This is a genomic window from Salinicola salarius (assembly GCF_002179555.1).
GTDB classification, from domain to species: Bacteria; Pseudomonadota; Gammaproteobacteria; order Pseudomonadales; family Halomonadaceae; genus Salinicola; species Salinicola salarius_A.
Genome location: NZ_NHOU01000002.1, coordinates 72,725 through 84,532 on the forward strand (window position 1 = coordinate 72,725; position 11,808 = coordinate 84,532).

An 11,808-nucleotide genomic window follows, 5' to 3' on the forward strand; every position below is an offset into this window, starting at 1 on the left:
GGTTTCCCGATTCAAGCCTAAAAGCCACTTACACCACTACTCAGAAACACGCCCCGGAGACGCTCTCGGGGCACCAGCTGCCTACTCGCGTTCGTCACCGGGCTCGGCAGCGTCCGCATCGGCAGGCGGCGTCTCTTCCGCCAGATCCACGGCGACCTCGTCTTCCGCCAACTCCTCCTCGCTCGGTTCGTCTACGCGAACCGTCTTCACCAGACGCTCGTCGTCGCCGGTGCGAATCAGAGTGACACCCTGGGTGTTACGCGAGCTGATCGAGACTTCGGAGACACGGGTACGCACCAGCGTGCCTCGATCGGTGATCAGCATCATTTCGTCGCTGCTGCGAACCTGCATCGCCGCGACCAGCGCACCGTTGCGGGCCGTGGCCTGCATCGCGATCACGCCCTGACCGCCGCGTCCACGGATCGGGAACTCCTCGAGCCGGGTGCGCTTGCCATAGCCGTTTTCCGAAGCCGTCAGGATATAGATCTGCTCGTCATTGACGCTGCCGCCTTCACCGTCATTGGCGTCGGCCTCGTTATCCGCATCCGCATCGATGGTCTGGCTCTGCGGAATGATCAGACTGATCACCTCGGCCCCATCGAGCAGGCGCATGCCGCGCACGCCGCGAGCGGTACGGCCCATCGGACGAACATTGCCCTCTTCGAAGCGGATCGCCTTGCCATTGGAGGACAAGAGCATGACATGATCCGAACCGGAGGTGATCGCCGCACCGACCAGACGATCGCCCTCGTCGAGATCCAGCGCAATCAGGCCCACGCTACGCGGCCGGGAGAACTGATCCAGCGTTGTCCGCTTGACCGTACCGTTAGCGGTAGCGAAGAAGATGTAGCTGTCTTCCCGATACTCGCGCACCGGGAGGACCGCACTGATCGACTCGCCGGCATCCAGCGGCAGCAGGTTGACCAGCGGCTTGCCGCGGGAGCCTCGGCTGGCATTGGGCATCTCGTAGGTCTTGAGCCAGTACACCTTGCCGCGGCTGGAGAACAGCAGCATGGTGTCGTGGGTCGAGGCCACTACCAGATGCTCGATGACGTCTTCGTCCTTCATGCTGGTCGCCGACTTGCCGCGACCGCCCCGTTTCTGCGCCTGGTAATCGGAGATCGGCTGCGTCTTGGCATAACCGCCACGGGACAGCGTGACCACCATGTCCTCCTCGGCGATCAGATCTTCCATGGACAGGTCGAGACGGCTGGTGTGAATCTCGGTCCGGCGCGCGTCGCCGTACTGGTCGCGGATCGCTTCCAGTTCCTCGCGGATCACCTCCAGCAGACGATCCGGCGAGGCGAGAATGTGATTGAGCTCGGCGATGCGTTCGAGAATGCTCAGGTACTCGTCGAGCAGCTTCTCCGTCTCCAGGCCGGTCAGGCGATGCAGGCGCAGCTCCAGAATGGCCTGCGCCTGGGCTGGCGAGAGCCGATAGAGCTGGCTGTCGTCGGTCAGGCCATAGCCTTCCTCGAGATCCTCCGGCTTGCAGGACGTCGCGCCGGCGCGCTCGAGCATGCCGGTCACCTGCCCCGGTTGCCAGTCGCGGGCGAGCAGCTTTTCCTTCGCTTCGGCAGCGTTCGGCGAGGCCTTGATCAGTTCGATCACCTCGTCGATGTTGGAGATCGCGACCGTCAGGCCTTCGAGAAGATGCCCACGCTCGCGGGCCTTCTTCAATTCGAACAGCGTGCGCCGCGTCACCACTTCGCGGCGATGCCGCACGAACGCTTCCAGCAGCTGCTTGAGGTTCAGTGTCTTGGGCTGACCATCGTCGAGGGCGACGATGTTGATCCCGAACACGTTCTCGAGCTGGGTATGGGCGAACAGGTTGTTGACGACGACATCGCCGGATTCGCCGCGCTTGACCTCGATCACCACGCGCAGCCCTTCCTTGTCGGACTCGTCGCGCAGCTCGGCGATGCCCTCGATCCGCTTCTCCTTGACCAGTTCGGCGATCTTCTCGATCAGCCGCGCCTTGTTGACCTGGTAGGGAAGCTCGGTGATGACGATATGGTCACGACCGCTCTTCTTGTCGAACTCGACGGTATGCTTGGCGCGCACGTAGATGCGCCCGCGGCCGGTGCGGTAGGCCTCGAGAATACCGGCGCGGCCGTTGATGATACCGGCGGTCGGAAAGTCCGGGCCGGGGATGTACTCCATCAGGTCATCGACCGTCAGCGTGTAATCCTCGATCAGCGCCAGACAGCCGTTGATCACCTCCACCATGTTGTGCGGCGGAATATTGGTCGCCATGCCGACGGCGATGCCGGAGGCACCGTTGATCAGCAGATTCGGCACCTTGGTCGGCAGCACCTCGGGGATCCGCTCGGTGCCATCGTAGTTGTCGACCCAGTCGACGGTATCCTTTTCGAGATCGGCGAGCAGTTCATGCGACAGGCGCGCCATGCGCACTTCGGTATAACGCATTGCCGCCGCGTTATCGCCGTCGATGGACCCGAAGTTGCCCTGCCCATCGATCAGCACGTGGCGCATCGAGAAGTGCTGTGCCATGCGGACGATGGTGTCGTAGACCGCACTGTCACCGTGGGGATGATATTTACCGATCACATCGCCGACCACGCGCGCCGACTTCTTGTATGGCTTGTTCCAGTCGTTGCCGAGCTCGTGCATCGCGTAGAGCACACGACGATGGACCGGCTTCAAGCCATCGCGGACGTCGGGCAGCGCGCGCCCGATGATGACGCTCATCGCGTAGTCCAGATAGGACTGCTTGAGCTCGTCCTCGATGTTGACTGGCAGAATTTCTCTGGCGATATCACCCATGGGTCGTCAAATCCTTTGCACCGCTGCCACGCCCGGAGTCCGGCCGTGGCAGCGTTAATAAAGCCCTGGCTAGGCGGCCAAGTGGCTCAGCCACACAATCACGGGATCATACCATTTCAGGGACTTCAAAGGCAGGCGTTGACGCGCTTTGACCCGGTTTTCTACTTCGTTTCAGCCACATCGACGACCAAGGGTCCCAATCGCTCCGCCCATTCCCCTTCCATCGGAATCACCTGGCCGCTTTGCTGGTCCAGCAACACGAAGGTCAGCTTAGCCGATGCGACCAGCTCACCGCTGCCGACATGGGTAATGCGATGGCCGACCACCCCGCTGCGCCCGCCAAGCCGGGTCAGGCAGGTCTCGACCTCGAGGTCGTCGTTCATGACGGCCGCGCGCCGGTAATCGATATTGAGATTGACCGCGACCAGCGCCACGCCTCTTGCCAAGCCTTCGGCAAACTCCGGGTGCGCGTCGACATAGGCCCAGCGCCCTTCTTCCAGAAACTCCAGATAGCGGGCGTGATTGACGTGGCCGTAGCCATCGAGATGAAAGCCGCGAACGCGCACGGCAGTCACGGTAGTGCGTGAATCCATGGTATCTCTCCTGTTGATGCAAAGTCTCGTCGTAGCTCGTAGCTCGTAGCTCGTAGCTCGTAGCTCGAAAACATACGCCCGTTTGAAACAGACGCGCAAATATCGACGCGCAACCTTGGTGGTAACACCTGGGTCGTTTCGCCATAATATGCCTCCTTTCAAACGGATCGGGCGCATGTGGTTCAAGCATTGTCATCTGTATCGCTGCCATGACACCGAGGTTCTCTCCGTCGAGGATCTGGAAACCGCGCTGGCAGAATTTGCGTTTCGCCCCGTCTCCCCGCGTGAAGCACGCCGGGTTGGCTGGAGCGCACCGGCCGGCCGCCGCAGCGAACAACGCGTACACGAAATTCAGGGGCATCGACTGCTGTCGATGCTGCGCCAGGAGCGTCTGCTGCCGGCCGCGGTCGTCAATGACGAAGTCAACGAGCGTAGCGAGGCACGCGAGCAGGCCGAAGGGCAGCCACTCTCGCGCCGGGAGCGCCAACTGCTCAAGGAGCAGGTGATGGAGGAACTGCTGCCGCAGGCCTTCACCCGGACGCAGCGCGTCGAACTGTGGTGGGACACCCGCAAGCAGCTGATCGGCATCAACGCCTCCAGCCGCAAGCGTGCCGAAGAAGTGCTCGATCTGCTGCGTCAGACGCTCGGCTCGTTGAAGGTGACACCGCTGGCGACGAAAACGCCGCCCTCTCGCGGCATGACCCAGTGGTTGAGCGACCCCGCCAGCCGCCCCGCCAGCTTGCTGCTCGGCGATCAGGTCGAGCTGCGCGCCGCCGAGGACGACGGCGTGCTGCGCGCGCGCCAGGTCGACCTCGACAGCGAAGAGATCCAGTCGCTGCTCGAGAACGGGCGCCAGGCGAGCCAGCTCAGTCTGGGCAGCGAAGGTCAGCTCCGCGTGATGCTGCATGACGACCTGGCGCTCAAGTCGCTGCAGTTCGACGACGCCCTGCTGGACGAAGCCAGCCAGAGCGACGACGGTGAAGATCCGATCATCAGTCTGGAGACGGACTTCGCCTTGATGTCCCAAACCTTGGCTACCTTCGTCACCCAACTGATCGAATGGCTGGGTGGCGAAGCCGACCCGGCAGCCCCGACACCATGACGCTCCGTTTCGATACCGACAAAGGCGCAGCCCCCTCCCAGGGCACCGCGGCCGGCAATTCGCATGGCAACCCGCACAGCGCCGAAGCGGCCATCGATCTCGATCGCTTTGCCGATATCCGCCCCTATCACGACGAAGAGGTAGCGGCGGTACTGGCCCGGCTGGCGCACGACAGCGAACTGCTGGATGCGATCACCCGGTACCGGCTGCCACGGCTGTCGCGCTTCGCCCCGCCGCTGGCGCGCAAGCTGGCCAGCTTCCGGATCCAGCGCGAGGTCCGCAACGTCTCGACGGTGCGCGACTTCCAGTTGCGCATCGCCGAATACATGGCGCACATGATCGCCAGCACCACCCGAGGATTCGAAGTCAAAGGTCTGGATCGACTGTCGTCGGATCAGGCCTATCTGTTCATCGGCAACCATCGCGATATCGCCCTCGACCCGGCCTTCGTCAACTACGCGCTCTATACGGAAGGGCATGACACCGTCCGTATCGCCATTGGCGACAACCTGCTGCAGAAGCCGTTCGTGACCGACCTGATGCGGCTCAACAAGAGCTTCATCGTGCCGCGCTCGGTCAAGGGCAAACGGGCGATGCTGGCAGCGTATCAGTCACTATCCGGTTATATCCGTCTCTCGATCACCGACGACAATCACTCGGTCTGGCTGGCCCAGCGGGAAGGCCGGGCCAAGGATGGCGTCGACCGCACCGACAGCGCCATCGTCAAGATGCTGGCCATGGCACGGCGCCTGGAAGAAGGCGACAGCGATATCGGCGCCGCCGTGCGCGAGCTCAAGATCGTGCCGGTCTCGATCAGCTACGAGTACGACCCCTGCGCCATCAACAAGGCCCGCGAGCTGCATGCCAAGGAGACCGACGGCGCCTACAAGAAGGTGGAATTCGAGGACATCCTCTCCATCGTCGCCGGGATCACCGGCGACAAGGGACGCGTCAAGCTGGTGTTCGGCACGCCGCTCTCGGCGGATTTCGACAACGCCGATGACGTCGCCGCAGAGATCGACCGTCAGGTGCTGGAAAACTACCCGATCTTCCCCAGCCATCGGCTCGCGCTGGCCGAAACCGGACTGGCTCCGGATCTGGTCGACCTTTCCGGCGTGACAGCGGGCGATCGCGAGCGTTTCCAGGCGCAGCTATCCCAAGTGCCGGACGAACTGCGGCACTGGTGGCTGATGCAGTACGCCAACCCCATTCTGAACCGCGCCGGCCGAGCCCACGGCCGGGAAGCCCAGTCCTGACACCCGCATACCGTTGACCCAACCGCCATCGCTCCTTGCGATGGCGGTTTTCCTGATGCCTCACCCCTTTTCCGCGCCCGCTACCCAGCCTTTCTCTTCTATCGAATCGAATCGAATCGAATCGAACCAAACCGAACCAAATCGAACCGAACCAAATCGAACCGTATCAAGCTCGGCTCGGCTCGGCTCGGCTCGGCTTGGCCAAAAACAGCTCCCCTGAGCTGACTTTATCGCTGCCCATCGATCCCGTGCTGGCGTGATCGCAGGAAATTTCTTAAAATACGCTTAAATTTAGCCAGCTAATTAGCATCTTTAACGTTTCCAGCCATGAATGCTCCTCTCGATTCCGCCACCACTTCCCCGGCCGAGGCCAGAACGCTCGATGCCGACAGCGTGCTTTCGGCAACCCAGCCGCCGCCACCGTCATCAACCTCATTTCCAACGATCCTGACGCCACCGCTGATCACGCCAAGGACACTGCAACGCGGCGAAGGTCTGCTCAAAGCCGATGTCGTCCTCAAGACCCATGCGGGCCAGCCCGTGATCTGCAAGGACTACGGCCGCTACGCCGGCAGCTGGCTGGCAGTTCCCGCACGCCTGCTGCTGCGCCACGAGGCACGCATTCTGGAACGCCTGCGCCACTGGCCTCACGCGCCCAAGGTGGTCGGTCAGGTCGGCAAGCTCGCGTTATTGCTGGAGTACGTGCCCGGCGAGATGCTGAGCGAAGCGGCAGATCCCACGAGCCCGATCTACTTCGCCCAGTTGATGACCGTGCTGACCTCCCTGCACCGCAGCTCGATCGTGCATAACGACATACGAGGTTCCAACATCATCGTGAGCCGGGGTCGCGTGGTGCTGATCGATTTTGCCTCGGCGATCTATCTGCCCGGCGGGCGACTGCTGCGCTTTCTGCTCCGCCCCCTGCGGCGCAGCGACCTCGCCGGCGGGCTCAAGCTCAAGGCCCGGCTGACTGGCGAAGCCCTCACGCCGGAGGAGGCTCGCCTGCGTCGCAAACCGGCCTGGATCAGAGGTCTCCAGCACGCCTGGAAACGCCGCTTGCTACCCCGGCTCAAGCGCCATTCGCGAGCGCAGCACGACGAAACACGGTGAGGCCATCTTATCGTTGATACTCGACGCTCTCCTGCCTACTTGCGCCAGAAGAACGGCATCAACAGCACCAGCACGGTGAGGATCTCGAGACGCCCCATCAGCATGCCGAGGGAAAGCAGCCATTTGGCGGCAGCCGGCAGCGAGGCGAAATTGCCGGCCGGCCCGATCGTCTCCCCCAGCCCCGGGCCGACATTGGCCAACGCCGTGGCCGCGCCGGTAACCGCCGTGACCATGTCGAGCCCCAGCACGGCCAGCGCCAGCGAGAGGACGGCCACGGTAAGAAAGAAGAAGAACGAGAACGCGATGACGGCGCGCACCACCTCGTCGTTGAGCCGCCGGCCGTTGTAGCGCTGGGCGAACACGCCGCTCGGATGGACCAGATAGCGCAGCTGATTGACCAGCAGCAGGCCGCCGATCTGGAAGCGGAAAATCTTCATGCCACCGCTGGTCGAACCGCTACAACCGCCAATGAAGGTGATGAAGAAGAACGTGGTGACCGCCAGCGGCCCCCATAGCGAATAGTCCTCGCTGGCGTAGCCGGTGGTCGTCACCACCGAAATCACATTGAAAGCGACTGCCGTCAGCGCCTCGAAGGGCGCTTCGGAAAACGCCAGGACCCGATAGGTCGTCAGCGCCATGATCACGACGACCAGCAACCCGACCAGCCCTCGCACCTGCTGGTCCTGCCACAGCGCGCCACGACTATCGCGCAGCAGCCGGATGTAGAGCACGAACGGCAAGGCTCCGGCCAGCATGAAAGCACAGCCCAGCCACAGGATCAGCGGCTGGTCATGATAGATACCGAACGAGGCGTCGTAGTTGGCGAAGCCGCCCGTGGAGACCGAACTCATCGCGTGCACGATGGCATCCAGCGTCCCCATGCCGGCCAGCCGGTAGCTCAGGATCGCCACCAGCGTGAATCCGAGGTAGATGATGGTGGACGCCTTGGCGATACCGCCGGCCCGAGGCAGCACCTTGTCCGACCAGTCCGAGGATTCGGTCTGGAACAGCCGCATGCCGCCGACCTTCAGAAACGGCAGGATCGCGATCGCCATCACGATGATGCCGATACCGCCCAGCCACTGCATCAGCCCGCGCCACAGCTTGAGCCCATCGGACAGATTCTCGATACCGACGAGCACGGTGGAACCTGTCGTGGTGATCGCCGACACCGATTCGAACACCGCATCGGTGAACGACAGCTGCGGCGCTCCCAGCACCAGCGGCAGGCTGGCGAAGGCGCTGATCACCGCCCAGCTCGACGTGGTCAGGATGAACATGTGGCGCGTCTTCAGTTCCACCGGCGTACGCCAGGTCCACGCCAGCAGCGATAGCGACACCACCAGCGCGAGCGCCATCGACTCGAGAAACGCCCACAGGTCCGGATCGTTCTCGAGCCCCAGCAGCACCACCGGTGGCACCATGAACAGCGACAGCACGATCAACAGCAGCGCCAGAATCTTGAAAATTGGCTTGGCGTCTTGCAAGACTTCCTCCCGGTCTTCGTCACGCGAGCTCGACTGGCGCTATCCGACCGCACTGCGGCCGAGTCCAACCCTACTGCATTCGCTATTGTCATTCGGCCGACGCCATCCCCGCCGAACGAATCGGAGCGATGATAGGCCATCCCGCCGTGCAAGACACGACTCGGCCTGCATTTCGCATCCGCTGTTCTCGCCCGGTCCATGAACGATGGTTCATCGACCGCACCGACTCTGGCCGCGCAGCGAGATATGCTATGGTGGCGCCATCGCAACGCAGGCGCGCCGGCCCGGCGTTGAAAGCTACGACGAACATTCATCTCGACGACGAGCCGGCGCCGAGACAGGCCGAATATTACAAGCTAGTCACTGGAGGAAAGCCCCCATGAGTTCCGCCTCGGAAATGCAGAAGACTCGCGTCATTCAGGAGCTTCGCGCCTTTATCAAGAAACTGCTGCAGGAGCCCGGCATTCTCGAGAGCTCTCTGGCCATCGCCAAGCGCCACTCCGACGGCAGCAACGACGCCCAGGCCTGGGCGACCATCGCCAACGAGATTTCGGATACCACCAGCGTGCATATTCCGGAAGACCCGGCCGAGCATTCGGAAGCGGATCGGCTGTTTCTGGAGGTGTTGCGGGAGGTCGTGGGGGAGGAGAAGGCACTTTATTAGAGCTGTAAGCTTTAAGTAGGAAGCTGTAAGAAGGAAGAAACAAAATGGGCCGGCGAATGCCGGCCCTGAAATACTGCGGGAGAGGTTACTTACAGCTTGCAGGCAAATACTGTTCAGGAACCCCACTGGAACTCCCAGTTTTACATTGCCACTCTTTGATTGGCTTGCTGCCAGTAAAGTCAGCCGCCTTCATAGGAGTACCACTGGTTGTGTCCGTACTCACTGTAGAGTGAGGCACAAAGTCAATTGTCGTGTTATCGACATTCGTAGCGATATTCTGCGCTGTAATAGTGATCACACCGTCTGCGCTAGAAGTGATTGACTTGACGTATTGAGACACAGCCTCATCAGTGGTGTTCTGATCGCAATTGAAAGCATCGGTGCCACTAGGCTTCTCGCTCAGTCCTACCATCGCCGCTTCGCTGATTGCAGTCTTACAACTTGAGGCGGCCAGAATCACTTCGGACATCTTGGCCCTGGCCGTGTAGTTCTGGTACTGCGGAATCGCGATGGCGGCGAGGATGCCGATGATCGCGACGACGATCATGAGTTCGATCAGGGTGAAGCCGCCCTGGCGGTGTGAAACGGGTTTGCGCTGCTGTTGCATCGTGGTTCCCTGCCTTGCCGATGTTGAAGCCGTTATTGAGCCGGTTGGCATGATGGTTTCCATCGTGCCGCCGGTCGTTTCTCTCTTTATGCTCATGCTATCGTTACGCTCACGCTGTTTTTGCGTTCACGCTATCGTTACATTCGTTCTATCCTTGCATTCCTTCCGCTTGCTTCCCGAGCGCTACGTCGGGTGTTCGGACGGTGCCGAAGCCTGTCGAACCCTGCCGAACCGCTCGCAAGCTCGCGCCTGCGAGGATACACAAATTTACCGTAGATGACATTCGACTGCTTTATCGGCAGATTGCCAAGAATACTTAAAGAAAAAAAGGCGTCAGCCGATAACGGATTCGTCGATCGAACCATTCGTGCCGGTGAACGCGGGGCTCCACGGGGCCGCTCCCCCGCCATCCGTTCGCCAGCCAGCTAGCCGGGGCTCTCATCTCCATGTCGGACGTCACCACATCGCGTACGCAAAGCAGTCTTGCCCAGCGCTTCATCGAACACGGACTGATCAGCGCGGAGGCGTGCGAGCAGGCGATCCGCGACGCGTCGGACAAGCAACTGACGCTACTGGAGCTGGTGGTCCGTGAAGGCAGGGTCGATGCCCGCGAAGCCGGCGTGCTGGCAGCGCGCGAGTATGGCCTGCCATTCATGGATCTGGAGCATGTCGACTGGGACAAGCTGCCGATCATCGAGCCGGTGGCGGACAAGGTCATCCGTCGCTTTCAGGTGCTGCCGCTGGCCCGCGACGATCGCCGTCTCACCGTGGCGATCGCCTTCCCGGTCACGCTGGCACAGCTGGACGAGCTGCAGTTCACCACTGGGCTTGCGATCGAGGGCGTCCTGGTGCCGTTCGATCAACTGGAGCGGGCGCTGGCTAGGCGTTACCAGCGCCATGAAACCTCCGGCATGCTGGAAGCGCTGGGGGAAGCCAGCGAGGCGCTGACGCTGGACACCAGCGAGGCCGATCTGGCCAGCGAAGCGGCCGCGCTCGACCAGATCGGGGAAGACGACGAGCCCGTGGTGCGTTTCGTCAACAAGATCCTGCACGACTCCATCCAGCGCGGCGCGTCCGACATCCACTTCGAGCCCTACGAGTCGAGCTACCGGATTCGCTTTCGCATCGATGGGTTGCTGCTCGAGATCGCACGGCCGCCGCTGAGCTTGCGCACCCGCCTCGCTGCCCGGCTCAAGGTCATGGCGCGACTGGATGTTTCGGAGCGCCGCCTGCCCCAGGACGGCTCGATGAAGATTCGGCTCGACAGCCAGCGTGCCATCGATTTTCGCGTCAACACGCTGCCCACCGTGTTCGGCGAGAAAATCGTCCTGCGACTGCTGGACGCCCGAACGGCCAGCTTCGGCATCGATGCGCTGGGCTTCACCCCGGAGCAGCGTCAACTGTTCGAGGCCGCGCTGGCCGAGCCCCAGGGGATGATTCTGGCCACCGGCCCCACCGGTAGCGGCAAGACGGTAACGCTCTATACCGGCATCAATCTGCTCAATACCGAGGAGCGCAATATCTCGACGGCGGAAGATCCGGTGGAACTCAAGGTGCCCGGCGTCAACCAGGTCAACGTGCAGCCGCGCATCGGCCTCGATTTCGCCAGCGCGCTGCGCGCCTTTCTGCGCCAGGACCCGGACGTGGTGATGGTCGGCGAAATCCGGGATCTGGAAACGGCCGAGATCGCGGTCAAGGCAGCCCAGACCGGCCACCTGGTGCTATCGACGCTGCATACCAACTCCGCCGCCGAAACCCTGACGCGCCTGCGCAACATGGGCGTTGCCAGCTTCAATATCGCCAGTTCGGTATCGCTGATCATTGCCCAGCGGCTGGCGCGCATGCTCTGCCCACGCTGCAAGGCGCCGGCGGAGATTCCCGAGGACGTGCTACGCCACGAAGGCGTCTCGCCGGAAAGACTGGCAAACGCCACGCTCTACCGCGCCGTGGGCTGCGATCAATGCACGCTGGGCTACAAGGGGCGCATCGGGATCTACGAGGTGGTGCCGGTGGACGATGCCATGAGCCGGCTGATCATGGCCGACAGTCACGCGCTGGAACTGGCCCGCGCGGCACGCGATGCCGGCTTCCCAGGGCTGCGCCAGAGCGGTATCGACAAGGTACTCCAAGGCGTGACCAGTCTCGAGGAGATCAACCGCGTGACGATCGACTGACGGCGATCCATCCGTTTTCGCTTGGACT

Annotated in this window: 9 protein-coding genes; 5 read left to right on the forward strand and 4 right to left on the reverse strand. The window is 62.3% G+C overall.

Features of this window, described 5'->3' with window-relative positions; genetic code table 11:
* Window positions 1-81 precede the first annotated feature (81 nt).
* Together gyrA and CCD76_RS02030 are read right to left on the reverse strand one after the other, a co-directional pair.
* On the reverse strand, window positions 82-2,787 hold the full coding sequence (gene gyrA / locus CCD76_RS02025) for a DNA gyrase subunit A (protein ID WP_087717893.1): 2,706 nt from the start codon (window positions 2,785-2,787) through the stop codon (window positions 82-84).
* Between the two features lie 161 nt (window positions 2,788-2,948).
* Window positions 2,949-3,380 (reverse strand): acyl-CoA thioesterase, encoded by a 432-nt coding sequence (locus CCD76_RS02030; protein WP_087717894.1) that lies wholly within the window; start codon window positions 3,378-3,380, stop codon window positions 2,949-2,951.
* A 175-nt stretch (window positions 3,381-3,555) separates the two neighbouring features.
* Between CCD76_RS02030 and CCD76_RS02035 the strand changes: the two genes are divergently transcribed.
* The 3 genes from CCD76_RS02035 (at window position 3,556) to CCD76_RS02045 (ending at window position 6,848) form a co-directional block, all read left to right on the forward strand.
* The gene (locus CCD76_RS02035; protein ID WP_087717895.1) at window positions 3,556-4,482 is read left to right on the forward strand and encodes a recombination-associated protein RdgC; all 927 of its coding nucleotides are present in this window, start codon (window positions 3,556-3,558) and stop codon (window positions 4,480-4,482) included.
* Complete coding sequence (locus CCD76_RS02040) at window positions 4,479-5,738, forward strand: 1-acyl-sn-glycerol-3-phosphate acyltransferase (RefSeq protein WP_087717896.1); 1,260 nt, start codon at window positions 4,479-4,481, stop codon at window positions 5,736-5,738. The genes CCD76_RS02035 and CCD76_RS02040 overlap by 4 nt, the downstream gene beginning before the upstream one ends.
* 327 nt (window positions 5,739-6,065) lie before the next feature.
* A complete protein-coding gene (locus CCD76_RS02045; RefSeq protein WP_087717897.1) occupies window positions 6,066-6,848 on the forward strand; it encodes an RIO1 family regulatory kinase/ATPase domain-containing protein in 783 nt (260 codons plus the stop codon).
* A gap of 35 nt (window positions 6,849-6,883) precedes the next feature.
* Here the strand turns inward: CCD76_RS02045 and CCD76_RS02050 are convergent, their stop codons facing one another.
* Window positions 6,884-8,335, reverse strand: coding sequence for a TrkH family potassium uptake protein (locus tag CCD76_RS02050; RefSeq protein ID WP_256961040.1), 1,452 nt, complete (start codon window positions 8,333-8,335; stop codon window positions 6,884-6,886).
* 379 nt (window positions 8,336-8,714) lie between these two features.
* Here CCD76_RS02050 and CCD76_RS02055 point away from each other — a divergent pair, with 379 nt between their 5' ends.
* Entirely contained in the window at window positions 8,715-8,999 is a 285-nt protein-coding gene (locus tag CCD76_RS02055; protein WP_071232855.1) for a hypothetical protein, read from the forward strand.
* Between the two features lie 85 nt (window positions 9,000-9,084).
* On the opposite strand, the gene CCD76_RS02060 is transcribed toward CCD76_RS02055, so the two are convergent.
* Window positions 9,085-9,702: a pilin gene (locus CCD76_RS02060; RefSeq protein ID WP_218776947.1), complete on the reverse strand. Its 618-nt coding sequence runs from the start codon at window positions 9,700-9,702 to the stop codon at window positions 9,085-9,087.
* Between the two features lie 350 nt (window positions 9,703-10,052).
* Between CCD76_RS02060 and pilB the strand changes: the two genes are divergently transcribed.
* On the forward strand, window positions 10,053-11,780 hold the full coding sequence (pilB, locus tag CCD76_RS02065; RefSeq protein WP_087717898.1) for a type IV-A pilus assembly ATPase PilB: 1,728 nt from the start codon (window positions 10,053-10,055) through the stop codon (window positions 11,778-11,780).
* Window positions 11,781-11,808: the final 28 nt, after the last annotated feature.